Below are 19,963 nucleotides of genomic sequence, written 5' to 3' on the forward strand. Positions count from 1 at the left end.
GTTAGCGTCCGCGCTCGTGGTGTAATTTCCGGTGTAGGCGATGGTGTATTCCGGGGTGGGGCATGCCCCACCCCGGAATGCGGCGTCGCTGGTGGCCACCGGGTTCATCGTTATGGTGGAGTTTGCACACTTCAACCGTGACGAAGAGGAGTTCCCGATGACCGAGGACAGATTACTGATCGAAGAGCTGGCTGCAAAGGGCGGCCAACCGGATTTTTTGCGCACCATCGCCGAGAACGTGCTGCAGCTGATCATGGAGGCCGACGTTGATGGCCTGATCGGCGCGGGTCGCCACGAACGCAGCAGCGAGCGCGCGACCTGGCGCAACGGCTATCGCGACCGTTCGCTGGATACCCGGGTAGGCACGCTGAACCTGAAAATCCCCAAGCTGCGTGCTGGGTCCTATTTTCCGGGCTTCCTTGAGCCCCGCAAGATGGTCGAGAAAGCGCTGGTTGCGGTGATCCAGGAAGCGTGGATCGGCGGGGTCAGCACCCGGCGGGTCGATGAACTCGTCCAGGCCATGGGCATGACCGGCATCTCCAAGTCCACCGTCTCCAAGCTTTGCAAGGACATTGACGAGCGCGTCCATGCCTTTCTGAAACGCCCGCTCACCGGCGAATGGCCGTATCTCTGGCTCGATGCCACCTATCTCAAGGTACGCGAAGGCGGGCGGATCATCAGCGTTGCCGCAATAATCGCCATGGCCGTCAACACCGAGGGCCGGCGCGAGATCGTCGGCCTGCATATCGGCCCCTCGGAAGCGGAGGTCTTCTGGTCCGACTTCCTGAAGGACCTTGTTCGGCGCGGTCTTACCGGCGTGAAGCTGGTCATCTCCGATGCTCACGAGGGCCTCAAGGGCGCGATCACCCGCGTCATGGGCGCCACCTGGCAGCGCTGCCGGGTGCACTTCATGCGCAATGCCCTGTCCTATGTGCCCAAGGGCCAGAACACTGTCGTCGCCGCCGCGATCCGCCAGGTCTTCCTGCAGCCCGATCAGAAAAGCGCAACGCAGGTCTGGCGACAGGTCGCCGACCAGTTGCGCACCCGTTGGCCCAAGCTCGGCGCCTGCATGGACGAGGCCGAAACCGACGTGCTCGCCTAGAGGTCGTCGGCAAACTTGTATGCCTGATGCTCGTCGGTCGTCCTCGTGGACTTATAGACGTATCCCGGCATCCCCGGTGCCTTGATCCGACACATCCATGTCGGTTTCACATAGTCCCCACGAACGAAGAGGTAGATGCCTCCGTCCTTGAAAGTCTTCGATTTCAAGATGTTCTTTCCACTGGGACTTTTCGATTCCTGTGAATCGATGCTGCCAATCGTGGATTCGTTAAGACCCAATTTTTCCAAAACCTCTCCTCCAAATCACATATCCGTATGTGATCCGTATATACCGGATTTTGGATTTTCAGAAAACAGGGGGTCAAATAAACCGCAGAAAACTGCGGTTTCTGGAGCGGGCGAAGGGATTCGAACCCTCGACCCCAACCTTGGCAACTTGATTTTGGCTCTTTTCTAGAGCTTCTTTTTCTTTCCTAAGCTTCTATTATTGCTCTCTTTATTGACAAACCGCCTTTCCCGCTGCATCCTGTTATTGTCTCCAGTTTTCCCGATTCTGGAGACTATTTGGAGACAAAACGCTGCCGAAAAGTTTTGTCTCCAGCAGGAGTGATAACATGCCCACAGCCAAACTCACCAAGCGGACGATCGAGGGCTTTGCGATCCCCGCCGTGAGGCAGGTCATCTACTGGGACACCGAACTCAAGGGCTTCGGGGTGCGGGTATTACCGTCCGGTCTGAAGACGTTCGTGGTTCAGTATCGCACCATCGATGCAATCAAGCGCCGTCTCAATCTTGGCCGGTTCGGCCCGCTGACCGTCGAGAAGGCGCGAGGCCAGGCGATTGTGAAGCTTGCCGAAGTCATCGGAGGCGAAGATCCGGCTGACAAGGTGCGCGAGGCCCGCAAGGGGATGACTGTCGCCGAGATGTGCGATTGGTATCTGACCGAGGCCCGAGCCGGGAATATCCTTGGCCGAAAGAACCTTCCGATCAAAGCCTCGTCGCTCAAAATGGACGAGAGCCGGATCCGGACACACATCGTCCCGCTGCTTGGCCGGCGGATCGTCAAGCAGCTGACGATCGCAGACGTCGAGCAAATGCAGACTGACGTGAAGAACGGAAAGACCGCAAAACCTCGGACGGGCAACCGCGGCGGAAAGGCAACGGGCGGACCCGGCGTGGCGGGCCGCTGCGTCGGCACACTTCAAGCGATCATCGGCCACGCAAAGCATAAGGGCCGCCTGGAGACGCATCCCACGATGGGGGCGAAGAAGCTTGCGAGCAGAAAGAAGACGAGACGGCTAAGCGTCGCGGAAATCGAAATGCTCGGGAAGGCGATCGCTTATGCCGAGGCCACAGGTGAGAACCCGGTCTCCCTTGGCGTGCTGCGAACCTTGCTTCTCACGGGCTATCGACGCGAAGAAGCCCAGGCCATGCACCGAAGCTGGCTTCATTCCGAGCGCAGCTATGTCGCCTTTCCCGACACGAAGGGCGGCGCGCAGATTCGGGCGATCAGTCCAGCGGCCATTCGAATTCTTGAAAGCCAGAAAGCGCTAGTAGGCAATCCACATTTCTTCCCGGCGACGATTGGCGACGGCCCCTTTACCGCCGTTGCCGATTGCCTGCGGCGAGTTTGCGCCCTCGCAGGAATTTCCGGTGCGACCCCGCATACGCTCCGCCACACCTTTGGCAGTATTGCGGGTGAGCTGGGCTTCTCGGAACTGACAATCCGAGCCATGCTCGGCCATGCTTCGCAGAATGTGACGCAGGATTATGTTCATATCGACGAGGCCGTGAAGCTGGCGGTGACTCGAACGGCCGATGAGATCGCCCTGCACCTGGCGATTGGCGCTGCCAAGGCGGGCGCGTTAAAGTTGGCAGCATAGCTGCGCTCCAACACTTTGCCCCGCCAATCTACGCGATCGCGCCCCATGCGCCACATTTGCTTATACTTGCTTGCGGCAAGCTATCGCGCTAACAAAGCCCTGATAATATGGAGAGGCTGCAACAATGCGTGACCTGCGCGCTACCCAAACACCATCTTGCTGCCCAGCAGTGACGCCTTTGCGGACACGCGTCAGGACCCCGGCCTTTAAGGTCGGCGAACCTTGATATCATTCGCTTCCAGTCCGGATATGCAAGCTGCCACAGGCCCCTTCGAACCGAAAAGATAGATTATTTCATTCGAGCCCACCCGGCAAAGTGATAGAGCGGAGTTGACGATCATGTCCCAAGACCAACTGCAACAAGTCAATGAGATGATCCGCTCAGGCCCTGATCTCGGATCGCTTCCGGTACCGGAATTGCGCGTGGCGTTCGACGGGTTTGGCGATTTTACGCCATTCGATCCCTCAATCAAATTCGAGCTTGTCGATGCCAATGGAGTGGCTTGTGAAATCGGTGTCGCGCCGGGATCCAGAACCGACGCCACGGTATTTTATCTGCACGGTGGCGGATATGTGATCGGGTCTTTCACGTCGCATCGCGGCCTTCTTGCGAGACTAGGTCAGGCCGCATCGATGCGCACGATGGCAGTTGATTACCGCTTGGCACCTGAACACCCCTTTCCAGCGGCTATCGAGGATGCAGTCACTGCATATCAGTGGCTTCTCGACAGCGGCACGCCGTCAGAGCGCATTTTCTTCGCTGGCGACTCTGCGGGGGGCGGCCTTGTCGTCGCTACAATGCTCCGATGCAAGGCGCGCAATATTCCTCTTCCCCGTGCAGCTGTTCTGTTCTCGCCATTCGCCGACATGGGCACGACCGGACAGTCGATTGTCGATAACCGGGATCGTGATTTTGTGGTCACCGAAGGCGTGGCCCCCGGCATGGCGGAAACCTATCTTGCAGGCGCGGATGCCACATCACCAGAAGCGTCACCGATCTATGGCGACCTAGCGGGATTGCCGCCGATCCTGATCCAGGTCAGCAGTCATGAGGTTCTTCTCGACGATTCCCTAAGGCTTTTGCGAGCCGCGATCCTTGTGGATGTTCAGGTGCACCTGCGGGTTTATCAGGGACTTCCCCATGTCTGGCAGTTGTTTACGGGCATGCTGGACGAAGGTCAGGCCGCACTCGAGGAGGCAGGCGCGTTTTTCGATAAGCATCTGGACATTTAGCCGCAAACGGTTGGTCTGGGCCTTAAGGAGACTAGCTTGATCAAGATGTTATGTCAGGTGCCCCGCAAGCTGGGCATGAGCGAGCACGAATTCTACCCGCGCTATCTCCAGGGGCATGGCAGCCTTGTTCGAAACCACGCACGGGCGATGGGCTTCTTGCGCTACGTTCAGGCACATCGGATCGCCTTGCCCGAAATCGACAATTTCAGCGCGGGTCAACCCTGGCGTACCCCGTTAGACGGTCAGTCGGAACTGTGGTGGGAAAGCTGGGAAAGCATGGAAAGCGCGCTCGCCTCGCCCGAGGGTGGCAAGGCCAGCGCCATCCTGGAAGCGGATGAGCAGGAATTCACAGACACGAGCAATGTCAGCGGGTTTGTCGCACAGGAAGAGATTGTGCTGGACCTCTCCGATGGATCGCCGCCCGGGTTCGGCACCGCCGTCAAGATGGTCATCGATATCTGGAAGCGGCCGGACCTTAGCACAGCGGAATTCAGCGCACGCTGGCGGGGCCAGCACGGAGATCTCGTTCGGCAGCACGCGGCAGCACTGGGCATTTGCAAATATGTTCAGAACCATCGCGATCCGGCTGCGAAATTCGATTTTGCCGAACTGCGAGGGTGGCAACCAGCCCCGAACGGGGTCACGGAAATGTGGTGGCCTGACATTGAGGCGATGCGGTCAGCTTTGGCCTCGCCCGAAGCCCTCTCGTCCCTGACGGCGATCTCACTGGATGAGGTCGTCTTTGCCGATCCTGCGCTGACCCGCGCTTTCGTAGCGAAGGAGCACACCATTTTCGATTATGTCGGAGCAGTGCCCTCGACGCGAGATCCGTGAAGGTAGAATGCCAACGGTCTTCCCGACTAGGCACGTCAGTTCGAAAAACCAACCGCGCGTTCGGCGAGTGGCACGAAGCTTCATAACTCTGCGCCAGTTACGCCGCGAGAAATGTTAGCCGAGTGGTGGCCTCCCGATCGCTACAGCCCCGATCGAATCTGGCGATTCACCGGAAGATCACGCTCAATCTCCGAACTGAACATGTTCCTCAGTGATGAATGTGACGCAGTTTGCCCTGTCCAAAAACTTGTCCTCGTCGGGCCTGATCAGCTCCAAATATCTTGGCTCCAGGAAGGCCGCTTCCATGGCCGCGACATTCTTGAAACGCAATTCGCCAATACCATGATGCTCGGGAACCTGTCCCAGCACCGGGGCGTCAGGGCCTGAGTCCTGCAGATTGGGATAGATCACGTATCGTTTCACATACTGCATGAATTCGGGAACACTTTTTACAAGAGGTGCGTGCTCATCCAGCCAATATCTTGTGAATTCTGCCTGCGATAAATGTGGAAGCTTCTTCGCTGCTACCAGAACCGTGATCATATTGCGTTCTCTGACGGGACCGATGTTGTTTTTGAGCTATCTATCGAAGCCGAATTATCGCGCCAGCAGCCCGCCATCGATCACAAGTTCCGCTCCCGTCACAAACCGGGATTCATCGGAAGCCAGATAGACGCAGCCCCAGGCGATGTCTTCCGGAACGCCCCCTCGACCGCCCGGCTGAAGCGCGTTGAACATTGCCTGCGCGGTATCGGTATCCGCCGCATTGTTGATGATGTTCTGGACAATCGGGGTGTCGATGTATCCTGGGTGGATCGAATTCGATCGGATGCCTTGGCCTATATAATCGAGCGCGGTTGACTTGGAGAAGTTGCGCACCGCGCCCTTTGAGGCCGCGTATGCTGCGAAATGAGGTCCGGCCACGATGCCGAACGCAGAAGAGATGTTGATGATCGAGCCGCCACCCGCCGTGATCATGTGGGGGATGGCGTATTTGGTGAACAGAAACACGCCGCGCGCATTGATCGCGAACGTTCTATCCCAATGCTCCGCTGTAATATCTCCGGCCGCGCCCATGCCAGCGACGCCCGCGCACGCGACGACCGTGTCGAGCTTGCCAAATGCCGTCACCGCCGCCTCGATCGCGGCAGCGACATCATCCTCGATAGAAACGTCGCACTTGATGAAGCGGATTCGATCGGAACTCGCGTCGATCAGACTGGCCAGTTGGGGATCCAGGGGTTCCTGAACGTCGGCGACAATGACGCAAGCGCCTTCAGCGGCAAACAATCGCGCTGTAGCGGCGCCGATTCCCGATGCGCCTCCAGAAATGACGGCGACCTTGTTCGGCAGACGGTTCGGCATGAGATGCTTCCTTGCATAAATAATGATCGTCAGCGCCCAGACTTTGTCCGCCCGCCGGCAGGTGAATCGTGATGGTCGTTGGACAGGCGTGAGCGAGATCGGTCTAACGTGTCAATCTGCTCAGTCGCCTGTCCAACGCCGGTTTCGGAGACTTAGTCAGTATTTGAAGCTGACGCTAACGCCGTAGGTCGCGGGCTTGCCGGCATAGCGCTGGATGGTATCAAACGCGGCCACCACATTATTCCAGTAATATTCGTTGCCTACGTTCTTGCCCCATACAGACACTCGCCAGCTGTCGTCAGCCGCTGCCACCCCAGCCCGGAGGTCGATAAGAACATAATCATCGATGCCGAACACGGTCGTTACGGGCGAAGTAACTCCCGCAGGATTGGTTTCGCCACCGATCGTCGCGACCGTTTTCGATCGGAAATTCAGACTCGTGCCCAGGAAGGCGTTCAGAGAGTCGGAAACCGGGAATTCATAATCGATGTTACTTCCGAACTGATACTTCGGCGTGTAGGGCACATTCGCGCCGGCGAAATCAGCCGTAATGCCGCCCGAGTTGATGCCGGTGAATTCCTTGATGGTCGCGTCGAGATAGGTGAAGGTGTTGTTGATCACGAGGCCCTGTGTCGGCCGGATGCTCATCTCGATCTCGAAACCCTTGACGTCCGATTTCGGGATATTCTGAAGCACGTCCAGAATGCCGAAATTCGGATCGATGAACTTCGAGCGAAGCTGTTTGTTGGTGTAGTCGTAGTAGAATACGGCACCATTCAGTTGAAGGGTCCGATCAAGCAACGTTGCTTTGAACCCTGCCTCGTATGACTGCACCGACTCCTGGACGACTGGAAGATACTGGCTGAACAGCGATGCCGAGAGCGTCGGATAGCTGCCAGCCTTATAGCCTTTCGCGACGTTCGCGTAGAGAAGGACGTCGTCAACCGGCTTATAATCCAGACCGACGCGCCAAGAGAAATTATCCTCCTTTAACGTGTCAGTGAAGCGACCCGACGCACCGGGTGCGACTCCGTTATACGTATTCGGCGTATTGTTGATCTGGTAGCATTGACCGGCATATGGCCCGAGCGCTCCTCCGAACAGGACGTCGTAAAACAGCGAACCGGTGTTGATGGGGCTGCCGCTGTCGTCGAAACCGCACTCGCTGGCGTCGATCCGCGACTTGGTGTAGCGGCCGCCCAGCTTCACTGTCAGCTGGCCGATATCATATTCGATATTGGCGAAGCCTGCGTAGTTTTCCATCTTTTGATCGTTCGAGTAGGAGAGCGAAAAGAAGGGGTAGCCAAAGGTGCCGTAAAGGCCCCGGACCGAAACGTCAGGAAACGATAAATCAATCAGTTCGTTGACTGTGCTGCGTTCGTAGTTGCCGCCTACCACCCAACGGAAATTCGAACCGCTGTTGTTTGAAAGTCTGACTTCTTGGCTGAAGCTCTTGATACGACCTTCGTTGTTCACAAGGTCGAGCGTTGAAAGCGGCAAGCCGTCGCCTTCATCGCCTTGGCGCTGCTTATAGTCGACGTAAGACGTCAGCGATGTCAGTGTGATGTCGTCCGTTGCGTCAAATTCGGCACGAAAAGCGACTTGTCCCAGCCTGTTGCTGCGCCGCGGAACTCCGGGCGTCCAGTCCGCTGCTTGCGGCCGCTCCGGCGAAAATTGCGACGCTGCCAGTTGGGGTGTCAGGAACGCCGGCGCTTGCGGGAACAGGGCGATATACTGGGGCGCTTGCGTATCGCTGTTGTCCTTCCAGCCATTGATGTTCAATTTGAATCGCAGCCGCTCGGTCGGTTCGAAGTCAACCAAGAGGCGGCCCATGTAGTTTTCCACCTTGCCGTTACGGTCGCCCGGGCGCGAGTTGCTGATCTGCCAGCCGTCGGCGCGTTCGAGCCGGCCGGCGAGACGCGCACGCAGAGTCGGAGAAATCGGCCCGCTGATAAAGGCATCCGCAACGACCTCATTGAAACGACCATAAGAGATACTGCCGCCTGCACTCAGTTCGTCGGTCGGTTTGGCCGCAATGTAATTGATCGCGCCGCCGGTCGCGTTCTGACCGAACAGAGTGCCTTGCGGACCCTTCAGAATTTCGACACGTTCCAGGTCGAATGCCGCGTGCGACGAGAGAATCGGAAATGCCAGCGGGGCTTCGTCAACATAAGTGCTGACCGTTGGATAGGCACCGAGCGACGTTTCGTAGAAGCCGACGCCGCGCAGCGTGTAAACCGGGGTGCCGTTGGCGCTGTTGGTAAAGGAGAGGCTCGGCGTCGCATTGGCAAGATCCGCGAGCGAGTTGATCTGCCGATTCTGCAGGTCATTTCCTGAAACCACCGCGACGGTGATACCGACATCGTTCAAACGCTGCTCGCGCTTATTGGCAGTGACGACAATGTCGTTTGAGTCGGCCGCCTGGGATGCATCTTCGGCCTCGACCGGCTGCTGGGCGGAAGCATCCGCCGACGGCGTGACGGCTTGGGCGTGCGCTTGCCCGGCAAAAGCGATGGCGGCGATGCTCGCACCCAAAAGTGCGCGATGGATATGGTGCATTTCAAGCTCTCCCTCAATATTCTTTTTGTAAAACTGGTCCCGCGAACCTTACGGGCAGGTGGTTCTCCCGCGGGCGGTTTGACCCAGACGCCCGGGCCCAACGGAATTTGTCAGCGATGGTGGGACAAGTGACGCCAGACCCGCGCCGGCGCATTGCCAAGCAGTCGATGGGCCTGTGCATTGATAAGGCAGCCGAGCGCTCATTCTTCCTCTCCCACTTCAATCTACGCTGAAGATGATTCGCCATATATAGTACGCTAGCTAGGCGCAAGCAAGTTTCTAGACGGCAGAGATGCCGCCGTCGATCTTGAATTCCGATGCGGTGACGAACCGGCTCTCATCGGACGCGAGATAAAGGACAGCGTAGGCAACATCGTCGGGATCGCCGAGGCGGCCCAAGGGCACCTGCTTGGCCAGTCGTGCGAGCGCCTCGGCTTCGTCACGATCGCCGCGCAGGTCATCGAGCATGGGCGTTCGAATGAATGTCGGGTGGACCGAGTTGCAACGGATGTCCCACCCTTTTTTGGCCGCAAGCAGCGCGACCGATTTCGTAAGCAGCCAGACGGCCGCCTTCGAGGCATTATAAGCGGCAAGGTTGGGAGAGGCCATCAATCCGGCGATCGAGGACAGGTTGATGATCGACGCAGGCTGGCTTTCGCGAAGGAGCGGCAGCGCCAGTTTGCAGCCCAGAAAAACGCTGTCGGTATTGACCTGCATGACATGATGCCATTGGTCGAGATCGAGGTCCTCGATGGATCCGGTTCGCACCATCCCGGCATTGTTGACGAGCACGGACAGGCCATCCATGAGGCGGCCCGCTCGGTCGATCGCCGCTTCCCAATCGGCGGCGATGGTTGCGTCGTGCCGGAAGCCCCAAGCCACTTCGCTGCCATGTTCGAGATTGATCGAGTCGGCGACCTCCTGCGCACCCGCTTCGTTGATATCCGTCAGCAAAACCCGGGCGCCATGCCGCGCAAGCATTTGGGCGGTAGCGGCGCCCAAGCCCTGTGCTGCCCCGGTGACAAGCGCCTTTTTGCCGCGGACGCGCTCCATAAACTCTCCCTCCCGATTCCAATGCTTGTCATGACGACAATGCGATACTAGTGTGTGACAAGCAAGTGGAGAGAGCAATGCAAAATCAGACGGCCCAAGGCCCGGCGGCGAATGCGTCGCGGACCCAGAAATTCCCCTATCGGCCCCGTACTGCGATCATCGGAGCCGGTGCAGCGGGGATGATGCAGGCGATCAAGCTGCGCGAAGCTGGTCTTGACGACATCGTGATCTACGAAAAAGCGAACGAGGTCGGCGGCACCTGGCGTGAAAACCGGTATCCCGGCATCGCCTGCGACGTGCCGGCGCACCACTATAATTACTCGTTCGAGCATAATCCCGGCTGGAGCCACCGGCTCGCGCTGGGGCCGGAAATCCAGTCTTACATGGTCAAGATCGCCGACAAATATGATCTTCGCCGCGACATTGTGTTCGGCGCCAAAGTGACGAAGGCCGAGTTCGACGGTCAGCGTTGGCATCTCGAAACGTCGAACGGTCAGCGCGATACGGTCGACTTTCTGATCGCGGCAACGGGGCCACTGCATGTTCCTGCCTTCCCCGATATCGCAGGCATTGACGACTTCAAGGGTATCAAATTCCACACAGCGGAATGGCTTGACGGCATCGATCTGTCGGACAAGCGCGTCGGCGTGATTGGCAGCGGCTCGACCGGAACGCAGGTCATTTCCGCGCTTGCGAACCAGGGCGTCAACCTGAAAGCCTTCATCCGCACGCCGCAATGGGTCTTCCCGCTGCCGAACCGCCGCTTCGGCAAGATCGAACGCGCTGTCGTTCGTGCCTTTCCCTTCATCGGGCGGATGGCGGGCAACTTCTATGGCTGGTTTTTCGAACGCGTCTTCGCCGAGGCGGTCATCAAGGAGGGTTGGCAGCGCAAATTTCTGTCCGCCATGTGCAAATGGCATCTGGGCCGGGTAAAAGACCCTGTTCTTCGGTCGAAACTGACCCCGACCGACGAGCCGCTGTGCAAGCGGATGGTGATGTCCACCTTATTTTATCCCGCCGTCGCGCGCCCCAATGTCGAAATCGTGCGCGACGGTATCGTGGGTGCAAACGAAAAGGGCCTGCTCGACGCGTCGGGACGGTTGCACGAGCTCGATGTCATCATCTTCGCAACCGGTTTCAACGCGCGCGCTTATCATCGGCCGATCGAGGTTACCAACGCCCAAGGCGGGTCATTGACCGAAGCCTGGAAGGTGGAAACGGGCGCCCATCTGTCGGTTCACGTCCCCGGTTTTCCAAACTTCATGCTGATCGGTGGGCCCCATTCTCCGCGCGGGAATTTCAGCGCGATCGCTTATTCGGAAGCGATCGTCGACCATATCGTGAAGGTCATCCGCTATTGTGCGGACAACGGCTTTCATTCGATCGAGGCGCGTCCCGAGGCGATGGCCCAGTTCCGCGAACGCGTGCTTTCGGCCGTGCCGAAGACGATCTGGAGCACGGGCTGCAAGAATTGGTATCTGGACGAAAAGGGACTGCCTGAAAACTGGACCGGAACACCCGACGAGTATCGCGACGTCCTTCGCGATCCCAATTACGACGAATTCAACCTCGCCGCTTGATCGCAGGCGATCAGGCGGATCGTCGAACTGCTATGTCCGGTTCGCCGATAACCTGGATCATGGCATCGCGAAAATCATGCAAGGCGCTCTCGAACTCGATCAAATCCGGGTTCGCGAGCCATTGATAGACCAGGCCGAAAAAGAAGGATGTGTATTGGAGGGCGACACGGCTTGGATCGACGGTCTGCTTGATGGTCTGCTCGGCGATGCCCTGACTGATATAGCGAGCGATCGCCCGGCGATAGGCGGCATGCTGTTCGGCGAGGCGTTCGCGCATCACGGTGCTGCTTCCCACGGTCTCATAGTATAGAATGAACATGGCGCGGATATAATCCGAGTTGTCGTTCATAAAATCGATGATGCTGTCGTTTGCCGCGTCGAAGGCCTCAAGCCCTGTCTTGCTGCCGACAAGGGCACTGCTTTCCTTCTTCCAGCGCTCGTTGAAAACGTCGATCAGCTCGGCGAACAGCTCGTCCTTCGAACCGAAGCGATTGCTCGCCAAACCGCGGCTGTAGCCGGCGAGTTCACCAACCTCGCGAAGCGTCGTGTTATGGGTCCCGCGTTCCAGGACCAGCGCCATCGCCGCCTCGAGCATACGCCCGTCGGAGATGGCCGTGCGCTCCGCCTGAGTAAGCCGCGGCGCCTTGTTGCTTGCTCTGCTGGCTGGCTTCAGCCTTCGCATTTGTACCAATTTTCTGTCCTTTGCTGGAAGATTTGCCATATTCCTAGTCTACTCGCTTGTTTCGAGCAAGCTATGTGATGCCCGTAAACTGGGCGAGCCTTCTGCGGCGCTCCGGGAGTTCAGACGATCGGCGCGGCTTCGGCAGGCGAGCAAGGATGCTCATTCAGCGCAATCGAGACTGCCGGCTGACGATCCTTGTCCGATCGATCTTTGACCCGTCAGATTTGCTCGAACGGATTTCCAGTCTACGCAATCGTCCCGGCAAAATATACGGCATGGACAAGCGGTAGAGTTGGCCGCCACGGGCCGAGGCGCCAACACGCCAAAGGGCGCAAGCGTGAGAGAAATGCTCACTTGCTTGCTTGCGCCTAGCAAGCTAAATGCCAAGACATCGACCGGGAGCGTCGTGGTTGAGAGGATCTCCGCAAGTGGCCGAAATCGCCGATATAGCCGAAACCACAGGGGCCATGCCCGTTCGCGAGGGCCATCAATTTGATGAAGTCAGCCTCTCGCGCTGGATGAGCGCGAACGTGGAAGGCTATGAGGGTCCGATCAGCGTGCGGCAATTTCGCGGCGGGCAGTCGAACCCGACCTATCTGGTCGCCACCCCCTCACGGTCTTATGTCCTTCGGCGGCAGCCATCGGGGGTGCTTCTGAAGGGGGCCCACGCCGTCGACCGCGAAGCTATGGTGCAGTCCGCGCTCTGCGGAACACGTGTGCCCGTGGCCCGGATCTACGGCACCTGCGTCGATACCGATATCATCGGTACGATGTTCTACCTGATGGAACTGGTCGAAGGGCGGATATTCTGGGACGCCACCTTTCCCGACGTCGAAACCGGTGAACGGCCCGAATATTTCCGGGCTATGAATGCGGCGATCGCGAATCTCCACACGCTGGACCCCGCGCGCATCGGGCTCGGCGGGTTCGGCCGCCCGACGGGCTATGTCGAACGCCAGATCAAGCGGCTTTCCGAGCAGTATCTGGCCGATACGGCGGCGGGGCGTGACCCGAACATGGACCGTTTGATTGCGTGGCTCGAAACTGCCAGGCCGCAAAATCAGGAGCGGGTGGCAATCGTCCATGGCGACTTCCGCTGCGACAATCTCATTTTCCACCCAACCGAGCCGCGGATCGTCGCCGTGCTCGATTGGGAACTGGCAACGCTCGGGCATCCGCTCGCCGATTTCGCCTATCACGCGATGATGTTCCGCATGCCGAGTCACATCGTTGCCGGACTGGCGGGGGCCGATCTCGCGATGCTGAATGTGCCAAGTGAGAAGGAGTATCTCGCGATGTACGCGGCGACCGCCGGGATTGCGGATACCTCCGATTATGACTTCTTTCTGGCCTTTTCCTTCTTCCGGCTGGCCGCAATTATCCATGGCATCAAAGGCCGTTTAGCGAGGGGAACGGCGGCGTCGGCGGAAGCGGCCGACCGCGTAAGCGCCTTTCCCGAGTTGGCCGAACTCGCTTGGGAACAGGCGCGCGGCGCCGGTGCACCCGCATGAAGAGGATATAGCGTGGACATCACCCAAAGCGCCCGGAGTCTGGCTCTGCAACGTCGGCTCGAAAAATTCCTGGCAGAGCATCTCTATCCGATCGAACGCGAGTTGTATCTGGCCGCCGAGCGCCTCGGCCCATGGGCCATCTACCCGCATATCGAAGATCTCAAGGCTCGCGCCCGGGCCGAAGGCCTTTGGAATCTCTTCCTCCCGGCTGCTCATGATGCAAACGGGTTAAGCAACGTCGACTATGCCCCACTGTGTGCGATGATGGGTCGCTCGCTTTTTGCGCCCGAGATCTTTAACTGCTCGGCGCCGGACACCGGCAATATGGAAACGCTGCTGCTGTTCGGCACGGACGAACAAAAGGCACGCTATCTCGAGCCGCTCCTCGCAGGGGAAACGCGATCGGCGTTCGCGATGACCGAGCCGGCGGTGGCCTCGTCCGATGCGACCAATATCGCCTCGGAAATTTCCCGCGATGGCAGCGATTATGTCATCAGCGGCAGGAAATGGTACACGACCGGGGCGACCGACCCGCGCTGCGACTTTTTCATCTTCATGGGTCGCACGGGCGATGCGGCAACTGATCGGCACAAGGCGCAGTCCATGATCCTTGTCCCGCGGCATGCCGCCGGTGTGCGGGTCATTCGCGCTTTGCCCGTGCTGGGGTTTTACGGTGTTCCCGATCGCTCTGCGGAAGTATTGTTCGACAATGTGCGCGTGCCCGTAGCGAACATGCTGCTGGGCGAGGGCCGCGGCTTCGAGATTGCACAGGGCCGGCTCGGGCCCGGCCGCATCCATCACTGCATGCGGCTCATCGGACTGAGCGAGCGAATAGTGGAGCGCATGTGCCGCCGCGCAACCGAGAGAGTGGCGTTCGGGAGTCCCCTATCCGAGCAGAGCGTGACGCTCGAACGGATCGCGCAATCGAGAATCCTTATCGATCAGGCGCGACTGCTGACGATGCGCGCTGCCTGGATGATGGATACCGTCGGCAACAAGGCCGCGCGTCAGGAGATCGCGATGATCAAGGTTGCCGCGCCCGCAATGGCGCAGCAGGTGGTCGATTGGGCGATCCAGCTCTTCGGCGGCGGCGGAACGAATAACGACCACTTCCTTGCCGCAGCCTTTGCGACAGCGCGGCTGCTGCGACTGGCCGACGGTCCCGACGAGGTTCATCGCAACCAGATCGCGAAGCTCGAACTGCGCCGCCATGCCGCTCGCGACGGCGCCGCGGAAGGCTCGACCGGGCAGGGTCTCACCCTCGCCGAAGCCGATGCTGTAGCGGCGGCCAGCCTGTGGCCGGCGCCGCCAAGCGCAATCCGCCCGCTGTGCGACGCTGCCGAACCCGTTTCGGCCTAGCCACCCGACGAGGTTGGACTGTGAATCCTGAAACGACAAATGTGATGGGAGCGATTTATGCAGATGTTTGACTTCGATCTCGGTGAATCGGCCGACATGATCCGTGAAACCACCCGACGCTACGCCGCCGACAAAATCGCGCCCCTCGCAAAACGGATCGACGCAGACGACTGGTTTCCGCGCGACGAACTCTGGGCGAGCATGGGCGAACTCGGGCTGCACGGCATCACCGTCGCCGAAGAATATGGCGGGCTGGGTCTTGGTTATCTTGAACATGTGATCGCTTGCGAAGAAATCTCGCGGGCATCGGGCGCAATCGGACTGAGCTATGGCGCGCACACCAATCTTTGTATCAACCAGATCGCTCGCTGGGGGTCGCCCGAACAGAAGACGAAATATTTGCCGCAGCTCATTTCCGGCGAACATCTTGGTAGCCTGGCGATGTCGGAGGCCGGGGCCGGTTCCGACGTCGTCTCGATGAAACTGAAAGCAGAGGCGGTGCAAGGCGGATTCGTCCTGAACGGCACGAAATTCTGGATAACCAACGCGACCTATGCTGATACGCTCGTCGTTTACGCCAAGACCGGCGAGGGCAGCGGCGGTATCACGGCTTTTATCATCGAGAAGAATATGCCGGGATTTTCGATCGGCCAAAAGATCGACAAGATGGGCATGCGTGGTTCGCCGACCGCGGAACTGGTCTTTGACAATTGCGAAGTGCCGGAAGAAAATGTTCTCGGGCCAGTGAACGGCGGTGTCGGCGTGCTGATGAGCGGGCTTGACTACGAACGCGCGGTTCTGGCCGGTATCCCCTTGGGTATCATGCAAGCCTGTCTCGACGTTGTTTTGCCTTATGTCCGGGAGCGCAAGCAGTTCGGCAAGGCGATCGGCGAGTTCCAGCTGATGCAGGCGAAAATTGCCGACATGTACGTCGCGCTCAATTCGTCGCGAGCCTATGTCTATGCGGTGGCGAAAAGCTGCGATGCGGGCCGCACGACCCGATTTGACGCCGCTTCCGCGTTGTTGCTGGCCGCCGACAATACGGTGCGTGTGGCGGGTGAAGCCGTCCAGGCGCTTGGCGGTGCAGGCTACACGAAGGACTGGCCGGTCGAGCGTTTCTATCGTGACGCAAAGCTCCTCGGCATCGGCGGAGGCACAAACGAAATCCGGCGCATGTTGATCGGCCGGGAACTCATCGGCGAAGCCTGACGCGTCTCACGCTAGCAGCGCAGCGTCGCTGCATTTTAGCCCGGGACCGGCTGGCAAGTGTCCGCCTTTGCGACCCCGTCACATCCTGCAGTTCGTCGCGCCGGACGCTTCGCGTTTTCTCGTTTCCACCCCTCGTCTTCGTCGAGAAACGGAGCACCGTCGTCGAGCAGCTCTGGTGTTGCTCAAGACTAGCTTGCGGCAAGCAAGTCTTGACCAGAGGATACGCGCCAGCTATTGCCGAGGGGATAAGAGTCGCGCTCTCAAAGAGCAGAAGCGAGTAAGAAGAGGATGCCGATGTTTGGCGCATGTCATAAACTGCCACGACCGACATTTGGACGGAACGATGCGGCGATCGTTGGGACGAAGTCGCGTCGCCTCAACGCAAACGTAAGGTTCGGGCTTTGAGCCCGCTCGCCGAACCGACTGCATCGGGGTCCGCATCTGCCGATGCCACCGCGAATTCGCCCATCAGCCTAGGACTTCAACCCTCTCCGGCCGTGACCGAAGGAATCGGGCGCATCGCGCTAGGTGATCTGCTTCGGCGCTCGGCACGGCGGTTCCAGAACAAGACTGCGGTGGTGACGCCGACAAGCGCCATCTCCTTTGGCCAACTCGACGAAAAAGCAAATCGCTGTGCAAATTTCTTGTTCGAAAAGGGCGCGAAGCCCGGCGACCGGGTTGCAACCATCTGTGCGAACAGCATCGACTTCATTGCCGTTATCTTTGGCATTCACCGAGCCGGCCTGGTCTGGGTGCCGATCAATCCAGCCCTGTCGTCGGATGACCGTGGCTATATCCTGAACCATACCGAGGCCGTGATTGTCATTGCCGATGAGAAGCTTGGTCATCTGCTCGCGAATGAAGCTGGCGGTGCCCCCACGGTGCTGACGCTTGGACCTGGCTTCGATGCGGGGCTTTCGACGGCATCCGACGTCGAACCCGACCTTCCCATTCACGAGCGTGATCTGACGATGATCATGTATACCAGCGGGACGACATCACGACCCAAGGGCGTGATGCACTGCAATCTGGCGGTCCATTCGACCATTATGTGCAACATCGGCGAGTGGATGGTCACGCGCGACGATCGCATTCTGATCGTGTTGCCGCTGTTCCATGTGTCGGCACACTGCCTCCTGATGACCTTCCTGGCCGCCGGCTCGACGGTGATTCTCCATAACGGGTTTGACCCTGGTCAGGTATTGAAGGCGATCGACCAGCATAAGGTCAGCTTCTTCGTAGGCCTGCCGATGATGTATGCCGCGATGATGGACCATCCGGTCCGGAGCGAAGTGGACGTCACCTCGCTGCGCTACTGCATTTACGCGATGGCCCCGATGCCCGGACCGCTTCTGCGCCGCCTTCTGACCGAGTTCTGCCCGACCTTCGTTCTGTCCTCGGGACAAACCGAGATGTATCCGAGCACGATGATGCTGCGCCCCGAGCAGCAATTGCTGAAAGAAGGCAATTATTGGGGCGAGCCATCGATCGTCAACGATGTCGCGATCATGGCAGAGGATGGCACGCTGCTGCCGCGGGGCGAGGTTGGCGAGATCGTGCATCGCGGGCCGAACGTCATGCTCGGCTATTACAAAGATGACGCTGCAACCGCTGAATCGCGTCGCTTCGGCTGGCATCACACCGGCGATCTCGGCGTCATCGATGAAGACGGCCAATTGCTGTTCGTCGATCGCCTGAAAGACATCATCAAGAGCGGCGGCGAAAATGTTTCGTCGGTCAAGGTCGAGCAGGTTCTGCTGCAATGCCATTTGATCGCCAATGCGGCCGTGATCGGCGTGCCGCATCCTCGCTGGGAGGAAGCCGTCGTGGCGGTGATCATGTTGAAGCCCGGCGAAAGCGCCGAATCCTGGCATATTCATATGTATTGCCGCGAGATGCTTGCACCACACGAAGTCCCGAAGGCTTTCGAGTTCGTCGACGACCTCCCTCTCACCGCGACGTCGAAGCTGCGCAAGGTCGAGCTGCGCAACCGCTTCATCAATTTGTTCGGAGATTGATCGTGGCGATCATCGAAAGCATGGCCATTCCCGAGAGCGAGGCGTTCAGGCGCAACCGCGCGGCGCATCTCGACTTGATCGGAACCTTCCGCGCGCTCGAAGCCAAGGTACTGGCTGCGTCCGCTCGTGCCGGTCCGAAGTTCGCCAAGCGTGGACAGCTGTTGCCGCGCGATCGTGTCGCGTTGCTGCTCGACCGCGACGCTCCATTTCTCGAGCTGTCGACTCTGGCCGGGATCGGCATGCACGACGACGATGGGCTCGAGAATGTCTATGGGGGCGGTGCCATTGCCGGCATCGGCTTCGTCTCGGGTATTCGCGCGATGGTGTTCGCAAGCGACGCCGGCATCAAGGGCGGCGCCGCGCATCCGATGGGCATCAAGAAGCAGCTGCGCGTTCAGGACATCGCGATTGAAAACAAGCTGCCCTATATTCAGTTGGTCGAAAGCGCAGGGGCAAATCTCAACCTGCAGGCCGAAATGTTCGTCGAGGGCGGCCGCACCTTCGCAAACCTCTCGCGCATGTCCGCCCTCGGCCTGCCAACGATCACGGTGGTCCACGGATCATCGACGGCCGGCGGTGCGTATCAGGTCGGTCTCTCCGATTATGTCATCATGATCCGCGGGCGCTCGAAAGTGTTTCTTGCCGGTCCACCGCTGCTCAAGGCCGCCACCGGCGAAATCGCCCGCGACGAAGACCTCGGCGGTGCCGAGCTACACACGCAGGTCACCGGGGTCGGCGATTATCTGGCCGAAAGCGACGCCGACGGGCTGCGCCAGGCGCGCGAGGTTCTCGCGAAGTTGCGATGGGATCGAAGCGTGCCGGCACTGGCCGGACCCGGCCCCCGCTACGACAGCGAAGAATTGCTCGGGATCGTCTCGCCCGACTATCGCAAACCCTATGATGTCCATGAGGTCATCGCCCGCATTGTCGACGACAGCGACTTCACAGAATTCAAGGCGGAATATGGCTTCCATACTGTTTGCGGGCACGCCCGGATCGAAGGACGCGAGCTCGGCATCATTGGGAACAATGGACCGATCGACTCCCGGGGCGCGACCAAGGCGGCACAGTTCATCCAGCTCTGCTGCCAATCGAAAACCCCGCTGCTGTTCCTCCAGAATACGACCGGCTTCATGGTCGGCGTCGAGGCAGAAACATCGGGCATCGTGAAGCATGGATCGAAGCTGATCCAGGCGGTGACAAATGCGTCGGTGCCGAAGATCACCATCCAGATTGGCGCAAGTTTCGGGGCGGGTGCCTATGCCATGTGTGGACGGTCGTTCGGTCCGCGCTTCATCTTCTCATGGCCGAACAACCGATTGTCGGTGATGGGCGGGGAACAGGCGGCAAAGGTCCTGACCATCGTTGCCGAAGACGGTGCCGCGGCGCGCGGAGTCGAGCCCGACCATGCGGGGTTGGCGGCAATGTCGGAGCGATTGATCGCGCAATATGAGCGCGAAGGCGAGGCACTGTTTGCAACCGCACGACTTTGGGACGATGGAATCATCGATCCCCGCGACACGCGGCGCGTCGTCGCCTTGTGCCTCGACACCTGCGTCGAGGGCGACGCCCGCGTTCCGGCGCGAAACAATTTCGGGATTGCGCGGCTGTGACC

General features: G+C 59.3%; 14 protein-coding genes and 1 pseudogene. 10 read left to right on the plus strand and 5 right to left on the minus strand.

What is annotated here, in order from left to right:
- Positions 1 to 157: 157 nt before the first annotated feature.
- The 4 genes and pseudogenes from JNM03_RS02170 to JNM03_RS02185 all read left to right on the plus strand — a co-directional run.
- Positions 158 to 1,099: pseudogene (locus JNM03_RS02170) on the plus strand (IS256-like element ISSpma2 family transposase); the annotation flags it as partial.
- A gap of 577 nt (positions 1,100 to 1,676) precedes the next feature.
- Entirely contained in the window at positions 1,677 to 2,945 is a 1,269-nt protein-coding gene (locus tag JNM03_RS02175; protein ID WP_294034005.1) for a site-specific integrase, read from the plus strand.
- Positions 2,946 to 3,284: 339 nt separating this feature from the next.
- The gene (locus tag JNM03_RS02180) at positions 3,285 to 4,178 is read left to right on the plus strand and encodes an alpha/beta hydrolase (RefSeq protein ID WP_257551557.1); all 894 of its coding nucleotides are present in this window, start codon (positions 3,285 to 3,287) and stop codon (positions 4,176 to 4,178) included.
- A gap of 45 nt (positions 4,179 to 4,223) precedes the next feature.
- Positions 4,224 to 5,012 (plus strand): EthD domain-containing protein, encoded by a 789-nt coding sequence (locus tag JNM03_RS02185; RefSeq protein WP_257551559.1) that lies wholly within the window; start codon positions 4,224 to 4,226, stop codon positions 5,010 to 5,012.
- Between the two features lie 183 nt (positions 5,013 to 5,195).
- Here JNM03_RS02185 and JNM03_RS02190 read toward each other — a convergent pair whose 3' ends face one another.
- The 4 genes from JNM03_RS02190 to JNM03_RS02205 all read right to left on the minus strand — a co-directional run bounded on the left by JNM03_RS02190 (position 5,196) and on the right by JNM03_RS02205 (position 9,989).
- The gene (locus JNM03_RS02190; RefSeq protein WP_257546817.1) at positions 5,196 to 5,555 is read right to left on the minus strand and encodes an EthD domain-containing protein; all 360 of its coding nucleotides are present in this window, start codon (positions 5,553 to 5,555) and stop codon (positions 5,196 to 5,198) included.
- A gap of 54 nt (positions 5,556 to 5,609) precedes the next feature.
- Entirely contained in the window at positions 5,610 to 6,377 is a 768-nt protein-coding gene (locus tag JNM03_RS02195) for an SDR family NAD(P)-dependent oxidoreductase (protein WP_257546819.1), read from the minus strand.
- 156 nt (positions 6,378 to 6,533) lie between these two features.
- Positions 6,534 to 8,936 (minus strand): TonB-dependent receptor, encoded by a 2,403-nt coding sequence (locus JNM03_RS02200; RefSeq protein ID WP_294034009.1) that lies wholly within the window; start codon positions 8,934 to 8,936, stop codon positions 6,534 to 6,536.
- Between the two features lie 279 nt (positions 8,937 to 9,215).
- Positions 9,216 to 9,989 (minus strand): SDR family oxidoreductase, encoded by a 774-nt coding sequence (locus JNM03_RS02205; protein ID WP_257546824.1) that lies wholly within the window; start codon positions 9,987 to 9,989, stop codon positions 9,216 to 9,218.
- A gap of 77 nt (positions 9,990 to 10,066) precedes the next feature.
- Here JNM03_RS02205 and JNM03_RS02210 point away from each other — a divergent pair, with 77 nt between their 5' ends.
- Positions 10,067 to 11,569: an NAD(P)/FAD-dependent oxidoreductase gene (locus JNM03_RS02210; protein WP_257546826.1), complete on the plus strand. Its 1,503-nt coding sequence runs from the start codon at positions 10,067 to 10,069 to the stop codon at positions 11,567 to 11,569.
- A 10-nt stretch (positions 11,570 to 11,579) separates the two neighbouring features.
- Here the strand turns inward: JNM03_RS02210 and JNM03_RS02215 are convergent, their stop codons facing one another.
- A complete protein-coding gene (locus JNM03_RS02215) occupies positions 11,580 to 12,290 on the minus strand; it encodes a TetR/AcrR family transcriptional regulator (protein WP_294034013.1) in 711 nt (236 codons plus the stop codon).
- Positions 12,291 to 12,718: 428 nt separating this feature from the next.
- Between JNM03_RS02215 and JNM03_RS02220 the strand changes: the two genes are divergently transcribed.
- From JNM03_RS02220 to JNM03_RS02240, 5 genes are all read left to right on the plus strand, one after another.
- Positions 12,719 to 13,762 carry a phosphotransferase gene (locus JNM03_RS02220; protein WP_257551561.1) on the plus strand — a complete coding sequence of 348 codons (1,044 nt, stop codon included), beginning with the start codon at positions 12,719 to 12,721 and terminating at the stop codon, positions 13,760 to 13,762.
- 12 nt (positions 13,763 to 13,774) lie between these two features.
- Positions 13,775 to 15,121 (plus strand): acyl-CoA dehydrogenase family protein, encoded by a 1,347-nt coding sequence (locus JNM03_RS02225; protein WP_257546830.1) that lies wholly within the window; start codon positions 13,775 to 13,777, stop codon positions 15,119 to 15,121.
- A gap of 57 nt (positions 15,122 to 15,178) precedes the next feature.
- Positions 15,179 to 16,330, plus strand: a complete 1,152-nt coding sequence (locus JNM03_RS02230; protein ID WP_257546832.1) for an acyl-CoA dehydrogenase family protein — start codon at positions 15,179 to 15,181, stop codon at positions 16,328 to 16,330.
- Between the two features lie 497 nt (positions 16,331 to 16,827).
- Positions 16,828 to 18,348: a class I adenylate-forming enzyme family protein gene (locus tag JNM03_RS02235; protein WP_257546834.1), complete on the plus strand. Its 1,521-nt coding sequence runs from the start codon at positions 16,828 to 16,830 to the stop codon at positions 18,346 to 18,348.
- Between the two features lie 2 nt (positions 18,349 to 18,350).
- Positions 18,351 to 19,961, plus strand: a complete 1,611-nt coding sequence (locus JNM03_RS02240) for an acyl-CoA carboxylase subunit beta (protein ID WP_257546837.1) — start codon at positions 18,351 to 18,353, stop codon at positions 19,959 to 19,961.
- Positions 19,962 to 19,963: the final 2 nt, after the last annotated feature.

The sequence above is a fragment of the Sphingopyxis sp. genome, from assembly GCF_016793825.1.
In the GTDB taxonomy this organism is placed as follows: domain Bacteria; phylum Pseudomonadota; class Alphaproteobacteria; order Sphingomonadales; family Sphingomonadaceae; genus Sphingopyxis.

Bases quoted from the DNA above. Each gene is read 5' to 3' on its own strand.
- JNM03_RS02220 (WP_257551561.1), top strand. From the start codon at position 12,719: ATGCCCGTTCGCGAGGGCCATCAATTTGATGAAGTCAGCCTCTCGCGC.
- JNM03_RS02205 (WP_257546824.1), bottom strand. From the start codon at position 9,989: ATGGAGCGCGTCCGCGGCAAAAAGGCGCTTGTCACCGGGGCAGCACAG.
- JNM03_RS02185 (WP_257551559.1), top strand. From the start codon at position 4,224: ATGTTATGTCAGGTGCCCCGCAAGCTGGGCATGAGCGAGCACGAATTC.
- JNM03_RS02190 (WP_257546817.1), bottom strand. From the start codon at position 5,555: ATGATCACGGTTCTGGTAGCAGCGAAGAAGCTTCCACATTTATCGCAG.
- JNM03_RS02200 (WP_294034009.1), bottom strand. From the start codon at position 8,936: ATGCACCATATCCATCGCGCACTTTTGGGTGCGAGCATCGCCGCCATC.
- JNM03_RS02215 (WP_294034013.1), bottom strand. From the start codon at position 12,290: ATGGCAAATCTTCCAGCAAAGGACAGAAAATTGGTACAAATGCGAAGG.
- JNM03_RS02195 (WP_257546819.1), bottom strand. From the start codon at position 6,377: ATGCCGAACCGTCTGCCGAACAAGGTCGCCGTCATTTCTGGAGGCGCA.
- JNM03_RS02175 (WP_294034005.1), top strand. From the start codon at position 1,677: ATGCCCACAGCCAAACTCACCAAGCGGACGATCGAGGGCTTTGCGATC.
- JNM03_RS02210 (WP_257546826.1), top strand. From the start codon at position 10,067: ATGCAAAATCAGACGGCCCAAGGCCCGGCGGCGAATGCGTCGCGGACC.
- JNM03_RS02230 (WP_257546832.1), top strand. From the start codon at position 15,179: ATGCAGATGTTTGACTTCGATCTCGGTGAATCGGCCGACATGATCCGT.
- JNM03_RS02180 (WP_257551557.1), top strand. From the start codon at position 3,285: ATGTCCCAAGACCAACTGCAACAAGTCAATGAGATGATCCGCTCAGGC.